The following is a 16,259-nucleotide window of genomic DNA, read 5'->3' on the forward strand; positions in this document are numbered from 1 at the left end:
ACCGCACTCAGGCCGCCAGCGCCTTCATTTCCTTGTAGAGATCACTCTTTCCCTCGAACCCGATGCCGGGCAACTCCGGCATCACGATGTGCCCGTTCTCGACGCGCACGCCGTCGGGGAAGCCGCCATAGGGCTGGAACAGGTCGGGGTAGCTCTCGTTGCCGCCGAGGTCGAGACCCGCGGCGATGTTGAGCGACATCTGGTGGCCGCCATGCGGGATGCAGCGGCTCGGCGACCAGCCGTGGGTGTGCAGCACGGCCAGCGTGCGCTGATATTCGCAGAGACCATAGGACAGCGCGCAATCGAATTGCAGCCAGTCGCGGTCGGGACGCATGCCGCCGTAGCGGATCAGATTTTGCGCATCCTGGTGGCTAAACAGATTTTCACCGGTCGCCATCGGCGCCGGATAGAACTCTGCGAGCGCGGCCTGGAGCGCATAGTCGAGGGGATCGCCGGCTTCCTCGTACCAGAACAACGGATAGTCCCGCAACATTTTTGAGTAGGCGATCGCGGTCTCCAGATCGAAACGGCCGTTGGCGTCGACCGCAAGCTGCGCATCGTTGCCGATCTCCTTCAGCACGGACTCGATGCGCTCGCGATCTTCCGCAATCGGCGCGCCGCCGATCTTCATCTTCACGACATTGTAGCCGCGGTCGAGATAGCCGCGCATCTCGGCGCGCAATGCCGAGAGGTCCTTGCCGGGATAGTAATAGCCGCCGGCGGCATAGACGAAGACTTTTGGATTCGCGCTCCGGCCGTGACGCTCGGCCAGCAAACGAAACAGCGGCTTGCCCGCGATCTTCGCCACCGCATCCCACACCGCCATGTCGATGGTGCCGACCGCGACCGAACGCTCGCCATGGCCGCCCGGCTTCTCGTTCGCCATCATGGCGGCCCAGACCTTGTCGGGGTCGAGATTGTCGCCGCTGCCATCGAGCAGCGATTTCGGATCGGCTTCCAGCAGGCGCGGCGCAAAGCGCTCGCGGATCAGGCCGCCCTGCCCGTAGCGGCCGTTGGAATTGAAGCCGTAGCCGACCACGCGCTTGCCGTCGCGCACGACGTCGGTGACGACGGCGACGAGGCTGGTCGTCATCTTGGTGAAGTCGATATAGGCGTTGCGGATCGGCGAGGAGATCGGCTTGGTGATTTCGGCAACGTCGGTGATGCGGACGGACATGGTGGAAAACCTTCGTAAGAACGCTCGGGGTCTCTATTCGTCATTGCGAGCGAAGCGAAGCAATCCAGCTTCCTTCGCTGCAAGAAAGCTGGATTGCTTCGTCGCTGCGCTCCTCGCAATGACGGTGGGGGCCAGAGCGTCTACGCCTTGTCGCGGAAATACGGCTCGACGGTGCCGTGCACCTTGATGGTCAGCGGATTGCCCCGACGATCCTTGGCGTTGCCCGCGGTGACGCGGACCCAGCCCTCGCTGATGCAGTACTCCTCGACATTGGTCTTCTCGACGCCCTTGAAGCGGATGCCGACGTCGCGCGCCAGAATCTCTTCATTGTAATATGGGCTGTTCGGATCGACCGAGAGACGGTCGGGGAATACGTCGCTTGCGGGCTTGTCGTTCACAGCAGGGCCTCGATGTTTTTCTTCAGGGCTTCGGGACGGTCGGTCGGCGCGTAGCGCCCGACCACCTTTCCCGAGCGGTCTATCAGGAATTTGGTGAAATTCCATTTGATTGAGGCGCCGAGCAGGCCCGTTTTCTGGCTCTTCAGATATGCATACAGCGGGTGCTCGTTACGGCCGTTGACGTCGATTTTTGCGAACATCGGAAAGGTGACGGCGTAATTGGTCTCGCAGAACGCCGCGATCTGGCTGGCATCGCCCGGCTCCTGCGCGCCGAACTGGTTGCAGGGAAAGCCGAGCACGGCAAACCCGCGCGGCGAATATTCCTTCTGCAGCGCCTCCAGTCCATGATATTGCGGCGTGAATCCGCACGCGCTCGCGGTGTTGACGATCAGCAGCACCTGACCTTCAAACCGTTTCAGCGGCACCGCCTCGCCAGCGAGCGAGTTGGCGGTGAAATCATAGATACTCGGCATCGACTTCTTCAGCCCGCGGGATCGATAGCGGCCGATGGCGTGCCGCCGGCTTCAATCGCCTCGCCTGCGGCAAGGCAAAGGTCCTCGCGGTAGCGGCCGGACACGACCTGCACGCCGACCGGGACGCGACCGACCAGGCCCGTGGAGACCGTCAAGCCCGGCAGCCCCATGAAGGGAATGGCGATCTGCGGCAACTGCGCCTTCCACACCCGCGTAAAGGATGCATCGTCCTTGCGGTCGAGATGGTCGGGGAACGGCAATTCGCCCGATACCGGCATCACCACAACGGCGTATTTTTCCAGGAACAGCAGCCATTCGCGCGCCAGCGTCGCTCGCCGCGTCAGCGCCTTGGAGAACGCGGCGGCATCGAACGGAAACACCTTTGACCTGTTGCCGTTGAGGCAAGCGAGCGCGCCGGGATCGCCCTCGCGTTCGGCAGCGGCAAGCTGCGCCTCGTAGCTGTCGCCGAGCCAGAGTTTTGTCTGCCAATCGGCGGCCTCGCGCAGCGGCGGGGTATCAGCCACTTCCTCGACCGTCCAGCCGGCGCGCGCGAGCCGCTTGCCGGCATCGGCGACCGCGGCCTTCACCTCCGGCACGGGATCGAGCCCGTCCGGATTGAGGCAGAGCGCGGCGCGCTTTTCGCGCGGCGGCCCTTGCAGCGGCGCCGGCACCCACCAGGGATCGCGCACGTCAAAACCCGACATCGCTTCAAGCGCGATGCGCAGATCGGCAATGGTCCGCGCCAGCGGGCCGGAGACCGCCGAGATTTGCGGTCCAATGGTGCGCTCCGGCAGCGCCGCGTTGAACGCTGCGATGCGGCCGACCGTTGGCCTCAGCCCATGCACGCCGTTGGCATAGGCGGGATAGCGGATCGAGCCGGCGATATCGGTGCCATGCGCGATATGGCCGATGCCGGCCGCGACCGCCGCGCCCGCGCCGCCCGAGGAGCCGCCGGGCGTGATGGATGGATCGCGTGGATTTTTGGTGTCGCCATGCACGAGGTTGGTGGTGAACCAGCGATAGGAAAAAGCCGGACAATTGGTGCGGCCGAGAATGACGGCGCCTGACTTACGCATGTTGTCGATGACGGGGCTGTTGTCTTTCGCGATCGCGTCCTTCTGGATCTTGAGCCCGTTGGTGGTGGCAAAACCCTGCTGGTCGATATTGACCTTGACCGTAACAGGCACGCCGGCCAGCACGCCCGGATCCTCGCCGCGCGCGATCTTCGCATCGATTGCGGCTGCTTCGGCCAGCACCTCGGCGGGCCTGTGATCGACCACCGCATTGATTTTCGAATTGACCGCATCGAGCCGCGCCAGCGCCGCGGTGGCCGCCTCCTTGGCCGAAACCTTTCTCGATTTGATCAGCCCGGCCAGATCGGTCGCCGACAGACGCCAGAGGTCCTGCATTACCAACTCCGTTTCCTTGGGGTCTTGTAGCGCCGGACGGGTGGCATGGCCAGCGGGGGGACGTCAGCGAACCCGGGCGAGATAATAGGCGAGATCGCCGATCTGCTCGGGCGTCACAGCCGCCATCACGTCGGCCATCGAGGCGTCGTAACCGGGGCGGACGTTGCCCTTGTATTCGGTGAGCGTCCTGGCGAGGTAATCCTCACGCTGGTTGGCGATGCGCGGCACGTTCTCTTTGCCGGAATAATCCGGGTTGTGGCAGGTATTGCAGCGGTGCTGCTGCGCCGCCGCCTGCCCGCGCTGCATGCGCGCGGCATCGCCGGCCTCCGCGGGCGGCGCGGGCTTCGGCAATTTGGCGATGAAGTCCGAGAAGGTTCTGAGGTCGTCGTCGCTCAGCGGCTTTGCCATCTCGTTCATGATTTCGTTGGCGCGCAGCTTTTCGCGAAACATGTAGAGCTGGATCAGCGTGTACGGCGCCTGCTGGGCGCCGAGCGAGGGCGTATTCTCGGTTTCGGATTGTCCCTTTTCGCCGTGACAGGCAAGGCACGGCGCGACGCGCTCCTCGAAGGATTGCGCATGGGTGGCGGATGCGATGAGAGCAAACGCGAGGGCGGTGATGATCTTACGCATGAACTATACCCTCATCATTGCGAGGAGCGCAGCAACGAAGCAATCCAGTGTGCCTGCACGGCTCTGGATTGCTTCGCTACGCTCGCAATGACGGCGGTGGGTGTGGTGGCTACTTCTTGTCCGCCACCTTCTGCTTGCCGTAGGTGACGCGATAGACGGCGCCGTTATAGTCGTCGGAGACCAGCAGCGAGCCGTCCTTCATCTGCATCACGTCCACGGGACGGCCGATATATTTGTTGTCCTCGAGGAAGCCGGTGATGAACGGCTCGGTCGACTTCACAGTACCGTCCTTGTTCAGCTTGACGAGGAGAACGTCGCCGCCGACCTTCTTACTCCTGTTCCAGGAGCCGTGGCGCGCCACGATGATGGCGTTCCTGTAGGCGGCCGGGAACATCTTTCCGGTGTAGAAGCGCATGCCGAGTGCGGCCGAATGCGGGCCCAAAAGCGTGACCGGCGCGGTGTAGTCGGAGCAGGATTTGCCCCAGCCGAATTCGGGATCGACGATGTTGCCCTGCAAGCAATAGGGCGCGCCAAAGTGCTCGCCGACCTTGGTGATGCGGTTGAGCTCATCCTCCGGCACGTCTTCCGACATCCAGTCGCGGCCGTTGTCGGTGAAGTAGAGCTGCTTGTTTTCCGGATTCCAGTCGAAGCCGACGGTGTTGCGGACGCCGCGCGCGATCACTTCGCCGCCGCTGCCGTCGAGATTGATGCGGCGGATCTGGCCGTGCGCGTCGCTGTGCAGCACGTTGTTGCCGGGCTGACCGACCGGAATATAGAGCTTGTTGTCCGGACCGATGGCGATGAACTTCCAGCCATGGGCCTCGTCCTTCGGCAGATTGTCGTAGATCGTCGCGAGCTTGGCCGGGCCTTCGAGATTGTCCTCGGCCTTCTCGACCTTGGAGATCTTCGACAGTTCGGCAATGTACAGCGTGCCGTTCTTGAAGGCGACGCCGTTCGGCCGGTGCAGACCCGAGGCGATCGTCTTGACCGTGCGTTTGCCGTCCTTGTTGCTGATGGCATAGACATTGCCGACCAGGCGCGAGCCAACGAAGATCGTGCCCTTGTCGCCCTCGGCGAGCGAACGCGCGTTGGCGAGACCGGAGGCGTAGACCTCAATGTTGAAGCCGGGCGGCACCTTAAGCTTGGCCGTGGGCAGCTTGTCGGCCGCGGCCGGAATCGGCGGCGGCGCGATCGGCGCCAGCTTGGCGGCGGCTTCACTGTTGTCGGGACGGCCGATCAGCGGCGAGCCCGGAGGCAGCGGCGCGGCGGCGGCCGGCGGGCTTGCCGCGGGCGGCGATGCCGCCGGCTGTTGTGCAGCCGCACCAATGGTAAGGGCACCGAAAAAAGCGCCGGTCAGCAACAGGCTGCGCGACGCAGATGAACAGTTCAGCATTGGACGTTCTCCCTGGCGGAAGCCCGATTTCCACGCGCAGGCACGCGATGCCGGCCCCGGGGGCTTTCCGAAGTTGCAGTCTGTGATATTTGCCCGCCGATACGCAATCGGAAATCAGATCGCGCGTGTGAAGCACGTCATTCCGATTTCGCCGATTTCGGTTCGCGCGCCCGAAATGATTGCAATCAATGCCGCGTGGCGGATCGATCGTCGGGCATGTCGAGCAGCGCTTCCGCAAACGGAAACTCCAGCACGATCTCGCCTTCGTCGTCGGTGACTTCGACCGTCGCATTGAGAAGGCGCTCGTCGGTCCCTTCCGTCTTCAGCAGTTCGCGGATCATGGCGCGCGCCATTTCCCAGGCGCGATCGGGATTTCGTAACTCTTCCCCTTCCGGGTCGGCGATCAGCTCGTCGCCGATCCGGGTGTTGAAAAAGTATCGTGGCATGGGCGGAACTGACTTTCTTTGGGGGCTGCGGCCTGTGGGCCCACAGCTTCTTCTCCGGAACCGGGCACGCCCGAAGCATGGACACATCGGCCTTCGCGGGGTTGCAAGCAACTGCGAAACCGTTGATCTCACGCTGTTTTGAGCTAAGCCCCGGTTCATTCAATGCATTTTCCTTTCGCGCCGCAGCATGCGCAACGCAAATTTTATGGCGAAAGATTTCACTGGCGAACTTTTCTTTCCGCGCTACCTTAATGAGCAGGGCGGAAGTTCGTCCGGTTCAAGGGAGAGCCATAATGGCCTGGAAAGCACCGAAGATCGTAGAAGTGCCGGTCGGCATGGAAATCAACATGTATGCGTGTGCGGCCCGCAAGTAAGCCGACCGCGATTTCTCCACGTCTATCGAAGGTGGACATCCGGGTGTGATGCAATCCCGATTTCGGGAATGTGTCCGGCGCCGGTGTCCACCTCGAAACGTTTTGGGCCCAGTTCAGCGTTCGAATTGCAGAATTCGAGCTTTTCCGGAGTGACGGATCATGCTTCGCGTCGTCGTCCTGGGCGCCGCGGCAGGTGGTGGTGTTCCGCAATGGAATTGCGGGTGCCCGGTATGCCTGAAGGCGCGAAGCGAAAATCCGGAACTGAGAAGCACGCAATGCTCGATCGCGGTCAGCCGCGACAATGAGCACTGGTTCCTCGTCAACGCATCGCCCGACCTGCGCCAGCAACTGATTGCCGCGCCGCAGCTTCATCCAAAGCGGGGCCAGCTTCGGCACAGCCCGATCGCGGGTGTGATCCTGACCAATGGCGAGATTGACGCGGTCGCAGGCCTGCTGTCGATGCGGGAGGGCTCGCCCTTCACGATCTATGCGCACGGCCGCGTGCTTGCGATCCTGCAATCCAACAGCATCTTCAATGTGCTCGGCGAAAAGAACGTCAGGCGGCAGCCGATCGAGGTAGACCGGCCTTTTTTGCCCGCCCTGCCCGACGGCTCACCCTCCGGCATCGAGGTGCTGCCGTTCGAAGTTCCCGGCAAGGGCGCCTGGTATCTCGAGGGCAAGGCGCATCCGGCTGGCGGCGACGGCGTGGGCGATACGCTGGGCCTGCGCATTGAAGACAAAGCGAGCGGCAAGTATTTCTACTTCATCGCCGCTTGCGCACGGGTGACCGACGCTCTGAAGGCGCGGCTGGACGGCGCGCCCCTGGTGTTCTTCGACGGCACGGTGTGGCGCGACAATGAACTGATTGCGGCCGGGCTTGGGCAAAAGACGGGACAGAGCATGGGACATATTTCGATGTCGGGCGATCAGGGCGCGATCGAAAGCCTCGCCGCTCTCGACATCGGCAAGAAGATGTTCTTGCATATCAACAACTCCAATCCGGCACTGCTGAACGGCTCGGCCGAGCGGCAGAAGCTGGAACAGGCCGGCTGGCATATCCCGGCCGATGGAACGGAGATCGTGCTGTGAACATGGTGCCCACGAGCGGAATGACGGCCCTGTCGATCGGCAAGGGCATTTCGCTGAGCAATGCCGGTGAGCTGGAAGCGACGCTGCGCCAGATCGGCGCGACGCGCTACCACAGCCTGCATCCGTTCCACCGCCTGCTGCATGGCGGCAAGCTTAGCAAGGGTCAGGTGCAGGCCTGGGCGCTGAACCGTTACTATTACCAGAGCACGATTCCGCTAAAGGACGCAGTGGTGATTTCGCGGTTCCGCGAGCGCCATATCCGGATGGAATGGCGGCACCGCATCGAGGATCATGACGGCGACGTCGGCAGCGAGGGGGGCATCGAGCGCTGGCTCAAGCTCACCGAAGGGCTCGGGCTCGACAGCGCCTATGTGGAATCGACCGAAGGCATTTTGCCGGCGACGCGCTTTGCGGTGGAAGCCTATGTGCATTTCGTCCGTGACCGGACGCCGCTGGAGGCGATCGCCTCTTCGCTCACCGAATTGTTCGCGCCGAACCTGCATGAGGAACGCATCTCGGGGATGCTGAAGCACTATGATTTCGTCAACCCCGACATCATGAGCTATTTCAGCCGCCGCCTGACGCAGGCGCCGCGCGATGCCGGATTTGCGCTGGAATATGTCAAGGAGCACGCCACGACGCCGCAGCAGCGCGAGGCGGTCTGCAATGCGCTGATCTTCAAGACCAACGTACTGTGGGTGCAGCTCGACGCGTTGTACCATGCCTATGTCAACGGCTTCATTCCGCCGGGCGCGTTCGTGCCGAAAGAGAATTGAGATGGCGAGCCGCAACATCCAGGTCAATGAAACGAGCCGGCCGATTCTGCCGCGGCACGCCAAGCTGCGTTTCGACGAGACGCGGCAGGTCTGGGTGATCCTCGCGCCCGAGCGCGTGCTGGCGCCGGACGAGATCGCGGTCGAGGTGCTAAAGTTGTGCGACGGCGCGCGCAGCGTCGCCGATGTGGTCGAACTGCTCGCAGCCAAATACGCCGCGCCGCGCGAGGCGATCGTGACGGACGTCGTCGCCATGCTACAGGATCTTGCCGACAAGGGGTTTCTGACCGAAGCCCGCGAGAAGACGCCATGAGCCCGACCCTGACAGATGCCGCGTCAGTTGCCAGCAGCCCCACCGACGGGCTCGCGGCGCTGGAGCGGCGCGGCTCGACGGCGGAAACTTTTGGCATTCCGCTGGCGGTGCTCGCCGAGCTGACCCATCGCTGCCCGCTGCAATGTCCCTATTGCTCCAATCCGGTCGAGCTGGATCGCGCCGGCAGCGAGCTCACCACCGACGAGTGGAAAAAAGTTCTTTCCGAGCTTGCCGAGATCGGCGTGCTGCAAATCCATTTTTCCGGCGGCGAGCCAACCGCGCGCAAGGATCTGGTCGAACTGGTGCAGCATGCCAGCGATGTCGGGCTCTACACCAACCTCATCACCTCGGCGGTGCTGCTGACAAAGGAAAAGCTTTCCGCACTGGCCGATGCCGGGCTCTGCCATGTGCAGATCAGCTTTCAGGGCAATGAACCCGTCGTGGCCGACCGTGTCGCGGGCCTGAAGAAGTCGCACGAAAAGAAGATCGAGGCCGCGCGTTGGACGCGCGAGCTGGACCTGCCGCTGACGGTCAACGCGGTCATGCACCGGCAAAACCTGCATCAGCTTTCCGACATCATCCAGATGGCGGTCGATCTCGATGCCGACCGGCTGGAAGTGGCCAATGTGCAGTATTACGGCTGGGCGCTGAAGAACCGCGCCGCGCTGATGCCGACGTTCGAGCAGATCGAGGAAACCAGCCGTCTCGTCGAGGAAGCCCAAGTGCGGCTGAAGGGCGTGCTCGCGATCGACTATGTCGTGCCCGACTACTACGCGCTGCGGCCGAAAAAATGCATGGGCGGCTGGGGCCGGCAGTTCTTCAACATCTCACCCTCGGGCAAGATTTTGCCGTGTCATGCCGCCGAGTCCATTACCGGACTTGAGTTCGAGTCGGTGCGCTCCAATCATTCGATTGCGTGGATCTGGCAAAACTCCGAGGCGTTCAACCGCTATCGCGGAACGGGGTGGATGCCCGAACCGTGCAAATCCTGCGAATATCGCGAGCAGGATTTCGGCGGGTGCCGCTGCCAGGCGTTTGCACTGACCGGCGATGCCGGCAATACCGATCCGGCCTGCACACTGTCGCCGATGCACGAAGCGATCTTCAGGCAGGCCGAGCAGGATGCCGCCTCGGAGCAGACGCGCTTCCTCTATCGCAACTTTGCCGGCGGCACGCTGGAGACGGTAGACGATCATGGCGCCTGACGCCGACGCGCAAAAATCCACCAGACGCGCCGATCCCTTTGCACCGCTGACCTCGGAAATGTTTTCGGTCGGCGACGGCCACGAAATTTATGTCGAAAGCGTCGGCCGCGCCGACGGCATCCCCGCGGTCTATCTGCATGGCGGCCCCGGCAGCGGCTGCCAGCCCGATCACCGCCGCCTGTTCGACCCCGAGCGCTTTCACGCCATCCTGTTCGACCAGCGCGGCGCTGGCCGCGGCAGGCCAAAGGGCCTGCGCGAGAACAACACGACACAGCTCCTGATCGCGGATATGGAGATGATCCGCGAAAAATTCGGCTTCAAGCGCTGGATGGTGGTCGGCGGCTCCTGGGGCGCGACCTTGGCGCTGGCGTATGCAGAGGCGCATCCCGAGCGCGTGAGCGGCATCGTCCTGCGCGCCACCTTCCTCGGCACGCGCGAGGAAATCGAAAACGGCTTTCTCTCCTCGCTGCCGCGTTTCTACCCGGGCCTCTATGAGGATTTTCTGAGCGTGCTGCCGCCGGAAGAACGCGCACAGCCGATCGACGCCTATTTCCGCCGCATCCTCGACCCAGATCCCGCCATCCACGGTCCCGCCGCGCGCGCCTGGGGCGAGACCGAGCGTATTCTTTCCGAGCATGCGCCAAACCGCACGCGCCTCAACCGTCAATCGCTGCATTCGGGCGCCCTGCCCGCAACGCCTTTTATGGAAGCGCATTACTTTCAGAACAACAGTTTTATGCGGCCTGACCAGTTGATCGCGGAAGCCGGGAAACTCGCCGGCATTCCCGGCATCATCGTGCAAGGACGTTACGACCTATTATGCCCGCCAGCGACCTCGCATGCACTTGCCGCGGTGTGGTTGGATGCAGAAATCCGCATCGCCGAAGGCGCGGGCCATACGTTGTATGATCCCGGCGTGCGCAACGCGGTGATGAAGGCGGTTGCGGATGTGGCTTCGCGGATCACCCGATAAGGAAATCTAGAAAATGCCGATCGCCGGAAAGGGCATGCTGCTGACGTCGATGGACATCGATGCCGCGCACGAGGCCGAGTTCAACCGCTGGTACGATCGCGAGCATCTCGAGGAGCGCGTTGCGATCGACGGCTTCCTCGAGGCACGGCGCTACGTCGCGCATGACGGCAAGCCGAAATATCTCAGCCTTTATTCCACCGTGACGTTCGACGTGCTGGACAGCCCGGCCTATCGCAAGGCGCTGGCGAGCCAGACCGACTGGTCGAAGGCCAATATTGCCCGCTTCAAAAACATGATCCGTTCGGTGGCGCGCATCACCATCAGCCATGGCGTGGGCCGCGGCGCGGCGCTCGGCATTGTGCGGGTTCGTCCGCCCGAAGGCGGCGCGGAAAAATTGCGGGCCGCGCTGGGCGAACTGCTCGATCCGGCAAAGCTCGACGGGATCATCTCGATGCACCTGATCGAGGGCGATCCCGTACTTTCACGGCCGCTGACGGACGAGGCGGCGGCATCGAATCCGGGCGCCGGCGATTGGTTCATTTTGATCGATGGCACGGATGTGAGCGCGATTGCTGCGAATGCGGCGCGTTTTACCGACAATGCCGCGTTGAAACCGCTGGTGATTTCGAGCGGCATCTATCGATTGCTGTTCGATCTCGCAAAAAGCGATCTTCCCGACGCCTGACATACCACCGCTGCACTGCACATGCTGCATTGCCGCATTCGATTTATGCCGTCATTAACGCTGCAACCCAGCTCCGCTCACGAAAACTGGAGATGAGACAAAAAGGCCTTTGTGCGGGCTCTGGAATGGCTCTAATAAGGTAAGCCTATGATGCAATTCAAAAACCACAAGAACGCTCGGTAAGCGTTCGTCGGCAAAATGAGGCCGCGCGCCTTTGCTACGTTGCCCGCGCGGACAAGGTAGGAATGAAACCGACTGACATCTCGGCGCCCGACTACTTCCACAAAGTGGTCGACTGCCAATGGGCTTGTCCCGCGCACACCCCCGTCCCCGAATATATCCGGTTGATTGCTGATGGGCGTTACAGCGACGCCTACATGATCAATTGGAAATCGAATGTGTTTCCCGGAATTTTGGGACGCACCTGCGATCGTCCGTGCGAGCCGGCCTGCCGGCGCGGCCGGGTCGAGGAAAATCCGGTCGCGATCTGCCGCCTCAAGCGCGTCGCCGCCGACTTTAAGGACAACGTCCAGCATCGCATGCCGAAGCCTGGGCCGAAGAACGGCAAGCGCATTGCGCTGGTCGGCGGCGGCCCCGCTTCGCTGGCGGTGGCACGCGACCTCGCGCCGCTCGGCTATCACTGCACGGTGTTCGATTCCGACCCGAAGGCCGGCGGCATGATGCGCAGCCAGATTCCGAAATTCCGGCTGCCCGACTCCGTGATCGACGAGGAGACCGGCTACATCCTGGGTCTCGGCGTCGAATTCAAAGGCGGACACCGCGTCGACAGCCTGAAGAAGCTGCTTGCCGAAAACTACGACGCGATCTTCGTCGGCTCCGGTGCGCCGCGCGGCCGCGAGCTCGATATTCCCGGCCGCAAGGAAGCAGCCAGCAACATCCATATCGGCATCGAATGGCTCGCCAACGTCTCGTTCGGTCACGTCGACAAGATCGGCCGCCGCGTCATCGTGCTCGGCGGCGGCAACACCGCGATGGACTGCTGCCGCACCGCCCGCCGCCTCGGCGGCAGCGACGTCAAGGTCGTGGTGCGCTCCGGTTTTGAGGAGATGAAGGCCTCTCCCTGGGAGAAGGAAGACGCCATGCATGAGGATATTCCGATCCTCAACTTCATGGTGCCGGTCGCCTTCATCCACAACAACGGCAAGCTCACCGGCGTCACTTTCCAGAAGGTGAAGGCGGAATACGACGCCAAGGGACGCCGCAATCTGGTGCCCGCGGGCGAGCCGGACCAGACCATTCCCTGCGACGACGTGCTGGTCGCGGTCGGCCAGGAGAACGCGTTCCCCTGGATCGAGCGCGATTGCGGCATCGAGTTCGACAAGTGGAACATGCCGAAGGTCGATCCCAAGACCTTTGTCTCCACCAACCCGAAGGTGTTCTTCGGCGGCGACGCGGCGTTCGGCCCGAAAAACATCATCTGGGCGGTGGCGCATGGCCATGACGCCGCGCTGTCGATCCACAAGCTGCTCTCGGGCGAGGACATCAACGAGCGCCCGCTGCCGGAGGTACATGTCTCTTCGCAGAAGATGGGCATCCACGAGTGGAGCTATGACAACGACATCTCCGCCGACAAGCGCTTCAAGGTGCCGCATCGCGACAAGGTGATCGCGCTGAAGGATATCCGCGCCGAGGTCGAGCTCGGCTACGACGTCAAGCTCGCGCTCGGCGAGGCGCAGCGCTGCCTGAACTGCGACGTGCAGACGGTGTTTTCAGCACCGCTCTGCATCGAGTGCGACGCCTGCGTCGACATATGCCCGATGGACTGCATCACCTTCACAGAGAATGGCGAGGAAGATGATCTGCGCCAGCGGCTGAGCGCGCCGTCGCCGCATCACGACCAGGCCCTCTATGTGCAGGACGGGCTGAAGACCGGCCGCGTCATGGTGAAGGACGAAGACGTCTGCCTGCATTGCGGCCTGTGTGCCGAGCGCTGCCCGACCGGCGCCTGGGACATGCAAAAGTACCTCATCGACATGACTTACGCGGGATCCACATGCCAGACCAAAGCCCGATCAGCAGCGTAAACGACTTCGTCGTCCGCTTCGCCAACGTCAACGGCTCGGGTTCGGCCAGCGCCAACGAGCTGTTCGCGCGCTCGATCCTGCGCCACGGTGTGCCGGTCAGCCCTCGCAACATCTTCCCCTCCAACATCCAGGGCCTGCCGACCTGGTATGAGGTGCGCGTCACCGAGGACGGCCATCTCGGCGCCCGCGGCGGCGTCGACATGATGGTGGCGATGAACCCGCAGACCTGGGACAAGGACGTCGCCTCGATCGAACCCGGCGGCTATCTGTTCTACGATTCCACCAAGCCGATGCCGACGTCGAAATTCCGCGCGGATATCACTGTCATCGGCGTGCCGCTGACCGCCATCACCAACTCGACCTATACCGATCCGCGCCAGCGCCAGCTTTTCAAGAACATCATCTATCTCGGCGCGCTGTCCGCCCTGTTCGACATGGACTACAAGCTGATCGAGCAACTGATCGGCGAGCAGTACAAGGGCAAGGAGAAGCTGCTGTCCTCCAACGTCCATGCGCTGCATCTCGGCCGCGACTGGGCATTGCAGAATTTGAAATGCCCGATCGGGCTGCGGGTGAAGAAGGCCGACAAGGTCGGCGAGCGCATTTTCATCGAGGGCAACAGCGCCGCTGCGCTCGGCGCCGTCTATGGCGGCGCCACGGTCTGCGCCTGGTACCCGATCACGCCGTCGTCGTCCGTGGCGGAGGCTTTTACCAGCCATTGCAAGAGGCTGCGTCACGATCCGGAAACCGGCAAGGCAAAGTACGCCATCGTGCAGGGCGAGGATGAACTCGCCTCGATCGGCATCGTGATCGGCGCCTCCTGGAACGGCGCGCGCGCCTTCACCGCGACTTCCGGTCCCGGCATCTCCCTGATGACGGAGTTCATCGGCCTCTCATACTTTGCCGAAATTCCGGCCGTGATCATGAACATCCAGCGCGCCGGCCCCTCCACCGGCATGCCGACGCGCACCCAGCAATGCGACATCATTGCGTGCGCCTATGCCTCGCATGGCGACACCAAGCATGTGCTGCTGTTCCCCGAGGATCCGGCCGAGGCGTTCGAATTCGCGGCGCACTCGTTCGACCTTGCCGAGCGGCTACAGACCACGATCTTCCTGATGCTCGATCTCGACATCGGCATGAACCACCGCCTCTGCCGTCCGCTGAAGTGGGACGACGCAAGGCAATATGACCGCGGCAAGGTGATGACGGCGGAGATGCTGGAGGAAGGCCGCGATTTCGGCCGTTATCTCGACGTCGACGGCGACGGCATCCCCTACCGCACCTATCCCGGCACGCATCCGACCAAGGGCTCCTATTTTACCCGCGGCACCTCGCGCGACCGATATGCGCGTTATTCGGAAGAAGGCGCCGTCTATGCCGACAACATGCAGCGCCTGGTGCGCAAGTTCGAGACCGCGCAGGATCTGGTGCCGCGGCCGCTGCAGGCCAACGCCGGCAAGCCGACCAAGTACGGCGTGATCTATTTCGGCTCGACCTCGCCTGCGATGGACGAGGCGATCGGGCTGCTGGAAGCGCGTGGCCATCATCTCGACCGCTTGCGCATCCGCGCCTTCCCGTTCCATTCCAGCGTCGCGAGCTTTATTGCCGACCATGATTTTGTTTACGTCGTCGAACAGAACCGTGACGCTCAGCTTCGCTCGCTGATCGTCAACGAGAACGGCATCGATCCGGTGCGGCTGGTGCCGATCCTGCATTATGACGGCACCCCGATCACGGCGCGCTTCATCGCGAATGCGATCGGCGACCATCAGGACCATCTCAAGGTGACCCCACTCCGCAAGGCCGTGTCATGACCTATATTGCGAAACCGAAATTCCATCATCCGGGCCTGCCGAAGAACGAGCTGGGCTATACCCACCGTGATTACGAGGGAAAAATCTCGACGCTGTGCGCCGGCTGCGGTCACGACTCGATCACCGCCTCGATCATCGAGGCCTGCTACGAGCTGTCGATCGAGCCGCACCGGGTGGCGAAGATCTCCGGCATCGGCTGCTCGTCCAAGACGCCGGACTATTTCCTCGGCAATTCGCATGGCTTCAATTCGGTGCACGGCCGCATGCCGTCGGTGCTGACCGGCGCCAACCTTGCCAACCGCGACCTGATCTATCTCGGCGTCTCCGGCGACGGCGACTCCGCCTCGATCGGCTTTGGCCAGTTCGCGCATTCGATCCGGCGCGGCGTCAACATGACCTATATCGTCGAGAACAACGGCGTATACGGCCTGACCAAGGGCCAGTTCTCGGCCACCGCCGATTTCGGCTCGAAGTCGAAGAAGGGCGTGACGAACACCGACAATGCGATCGACCTCGTGGCGATCGCGCTGCAACTCGGCGCGACCTTCGTCGCCCGCAGTTTCTCCGGCGACAAGACCCAGCTCGTGCCGCTGATCGCCGCCGCGATCCGCCACAAGGGTGCATCCTTCATCGACGTGATCAGCCCCTGCATCGCCTTCAACAACCATGCCGGCTCGACCAAGAGCTTTGATTACGTTCGCGAGCACAACGACGCCGTGAACCGGCTCGACGTGCTGGTCGGCCGCGAACCGATCGCGGTGGACTATGCGCCGGGCACCGTGCAGGTGGTGGAGCAGCACGACGGCACCAAGCTCGCGCTGCGCAAGCTCGATGCCGACTACGATCCGCATGACCGGCTGGGTGCGCAGAATTTCCTGCAAAAGCATGCGGCCAAGGGCCAGATCGTCACCGGGCTGCTCTATGTCGATCCGGAAGCCGAAGACCTGCACGCCCATCTCGACACCGTCGAGACACCGCTGAATACGCTGGACGAGAAGGCGCTCTGCCCCGGCTCCGCGGCGCTGGACAAGATCAACGCCAGCTTGCGCTGAACAGCGC

17 protein-coding genes are annotated in these 16,259 nt (G+C 62.8%); 10 read left to right on the forward strand and 7 right to left on the reverse strand.

What is annotated here, in order from left to right:
• Positions 1–7: 7 nt before the first annotated feature.
• From JQ628_RS16120 to JQ628_RS16150, 7 genes are all read right to left on the reverse strand, one after another.
• Entirely contained in the window at positions 8–1,177 is a 1,170-nt protein-coding gene (locus JQ628_RS16120; RefSeq protein WP_212223629.1) for a mandelate racemase/muconate lactonizing enzyme family protein, read from the reverse strand.
• A 140-nt stretch (positions 1,178–1,317) separates the two neighbouring features.
• On the reverse strand, positions 1,318–1,575 hold the full coding sequence (locus tag JQ628_RS16125) for a DUF3297 family protein (protein WP_212223631.1): 258 nt from the start codon (positions 1,573–1,575) through the stop codon (positions 1,318–1,320).
• Positions 1,572–2,048 carry a glutathione peroxidase gene (locus JQ628_RS16130; RefSeq protein ID WP_212223633.1) on the reverse strand — a complete coding sequence of 159 codons (477 nt, stop codon included), beginning with the start codon at positions 2,046–2,048 and terminating at the stop codon, positions 1,572–1,574. Before JQ628_RS16130 ends, JQ628_RS16125 begins: the two co-directional genes overlap by 4 nt.
• 8 nt (positions 2,049–2,056) lie before the next feature.
• Positions 2,057–3,457 (reverse strand): amidase family protein, encoded by a 1,401-nt coding sequence (locus JQ628_RS16135; protein ID WP_212223635.1) that lies wholly within the window; start codon positions 3,455–3,457, stop codon positions 2,057–2,059.
• 63 nt (positions 3,458–3,520) lie between these two features.
• Positions 3,521–4,087 carry a c-type cytochrome gene (locus JQ628_RS16140; protein ID WP_212223636.1) on the reverse strand — a complete coding sequence of 189 codons (567 nt, stop codon included), beginning with the start codon at positions 4,085–4,087 and terminating at the stop codon, positions 3,521–3,523.
• A gap of 109 nt (positions 4,088–4,196) precedes the next feature.
• Entirely contained in the window at positions 4,197–5,480 is a 1,284-nt protein-coding gene (locus tag JQ628_RS16145; protein ID WP_212223637.1) for a PQQ-dependent sugar dehydrogenase, read from the reverse strand.
• Between the two features lie 185 nt (positions 5,481–5,665).
• A complete protein-coding gene (locus JQ628_RS16150) occupies positions 5,666–5,926 on the reverse strand; it encodes a DUF6894 family protein (protein WP_212223642.1) in 261 nt (86 codons plus the stop codon).
• 293 nt (positions 5,927–6,219) lie between these two features.
• On the opposite strand from JQ628_RS16150, the gene pqqA reads away from it, so the two are divergent.
• The 10 genes from pqqA to JQ628_RS16200 all read left to right on the forward strand — a co-directional run bounded on the left by pqqA (position 6,220) and on the right by JQ628_RS16200 (position 16,252).
• The gene (gene pqqA, locus JQ628_RS16155) at positions 6,220–6,300 is read left to right on the forward strand and encodes a pyrroloquinoline quinone precursor peptide PqqA (RefSeq protein WP_012029362.1); all 81 of its coding nucleotides are present in this window, start codon (positions 6,220–6,222) and stop codon (positions 6,298–6,300) included.
• 159 nt (positions 6,301–6,459) lie between these two features.
• A complete protein-coding gene (gene pqqB, locus JQ628_RS16160) occupies positions 6,460–7,389 on the forward strand; it encodes a pyrroloquinoline quinone biosynthesis protein PqqB (RefSeq protein ID WP_212223644.1) in 930 nt (309 codons plus the stop codon).
• 2 nt (positions 7,390–7,391) lie between these two features.
• Entirely contained in the window at positions 7,392–8,165 is a 774-nt protein-coding gene (gene pqqC / locus JQ628_RS16165; protein WP_433996140.1) for a pyrroloquinoline-quinone synthase PqqC, read from the forward strand.
• A 1-nt stretch (position 8,166) separates the two neighbouring features.
• A complete protein-coding gene (gene pqqD, locus JQ628_RS16170) occupies positions 8,167–8,475 on the forward strand; it encodes a pyrroloquinoline quinone biosynthesis peptide chaperone PqqD (protein ID WP_212223646.1) in 309 nt (102 codons plus the stop codon).
• Complete coding sequence (gene pqqE / locus JQ628_RS16175) at positions 8,472–9,680, forward strand: pyrroloquinoline quinone biosynthesis protein PqqE (RefSeq protein ID WP_212223648.1); 1,209 nt, start codon at positions 8,472–8,474, stop codon at positions 9,678–9,680. Before pqqD ends, pqqE begins: the two co-directional genes overlap by 4 nt.
• On the forward strand, positions 9,670–10,653 hold the full coding sequence (gene pip, locus JQ628_RS16180; protein WP_212223650.1) for a prolyl aminopeptidase: 984 nt from the start codon (positions 9,670–9,672) through the stop codon (positions 10,651–10,653). Before pqqE ends, pip begins: the two co-directional genes overlap by 11 nt.
• A 13-nt stretch (positions 10,654–10,666) precedes the next feature.
• A complete protein-coding gene (locus JQ628_RS16185) occupies positions 10,667–11,338 on the forward strand; it encodes a DUF4286 family protein (protein ID WP_212223652.1) in 672 nt (223 codons plus the stop codon).
• A gap of 245 nt (positions 11,339–11,583) precedes the next feature.
• Positions 11,584–13,383 carry an FAD-dependent oxidoreductase gene (locus tag JQ628_RS16190; protein ID WP_212223654.1) on the forward strand — a complete coding sequence of 600 codons (1,800 nt, stop codon included), beginning with the start codon at positions 11,584–11,586 and terminating at the stop codon, positions 13,381–13,383.
• Positions 13,353–15,200, forward strand: coding sequence for a 2-oxoacid:acceptor oxidoreductase subunit alpha (locus JQ628_RS16195; RefSeq protein WP_212223657.1), 1,848 nt, complete (start codon positions 13,353–13,355; stop codon positions 15,198–15,200). Before JQ628_RS16190 ends, JQ628_RS16195 begins: the two co-directional genes overlap by 31 nt.
• Entirely contained in the window at positions 15,197–16,252 is a 1,056-nt protein-coding gene (locus JQ628_RS16200; RefSeq protein ID WP_212223659.1) for a 2-oxoacid:ferredoxin oxidoreductase subunit beta, read from the forward strand. Before JQ628_RS16195 ends, JQ628_RS16200 begins: the two co-directional genes overlap by 4 nt.
• Positions 16,253–16,259 lie beyond the last annotated feature (7 nt).

This window comes from Bradyrhizobium lablabi (assembly GCF_018129385.1).
Lineage (GTDB): Bacteria > Pseudomonadota > Alphaproteobacteria > Rhizobiales > Xanthobacteraceae > Bradyrhizobium > Bradyrhizobium lablabi_C.